Below are 426 nucleotides of genomic sequence, written 5' to 3'. Positions count from 1 at the left end.
GTCTGGCGGGATGCGCAGTGGCATCTCCTTCACGCTCTCCGCCCCGGATCGCCTTCGGCTTGAGGCCCTGGTTGCGGATCGAAACACGCCGCAGAAGCACGTCTGGCGCGCCCGTATCGTGTTGCTGAGCGCCGATGGGCTCGGCACGCACGCGATCATGCGTGAGGCGGGCGTGTCCAAGACGGTGGTCTGGCGCTGGCAGGACCGCTTTGCGCAGGAGGGTGTCGACGGGCTCCTTCGGGACAAGACGCGGCCGGCCCGCATCCCGCCGCTGGGGCCCGAGGTGGCGGCGCGTGTTGTGGCTCTGACGCAGGAAGATCCGCCCGGCGAGACCACGCATTGGACGGCCGTAGCCATGAGCAAGGTCGCCTCCATCAGTGTCTCGTCGGTGCAGCGGATCTGGCGTGGGCACGGTCTGCAGCCGCA

The 426-nt window shown here is 69.0% G+C and carries 1 protein-coding gene; it reads left to right on the top strand.

Annotated features, from left to right (window positions below; all coding sequences use genetic code 11):
* Positions 1–10: 10 nt before the first annotated feature.
* A partial coding sequence (locus DT057_RS35225) for a helix-turn-helix domain-containing protein (RefSeq protein WP_162501636.1) occupies positions 11–426 on the top strand: 416 nt, incomplete at its 3' end.

Source organism: Methylobacterium crusticola (genome assembly GCF_003574465.1).
GTDB classification, from domain to species: domain Bacteria; phylum Pseudomonadota; class Alphaproteobacteria; order Rhizobiales; family Beijerinckiaceae; genus Methylobacterium; species Methylobacterium crusticola.
Note: the sequence above shows the minus strand (reverse complement) of the source record. Positions and strands in the feature narration are given on the sequence as shown.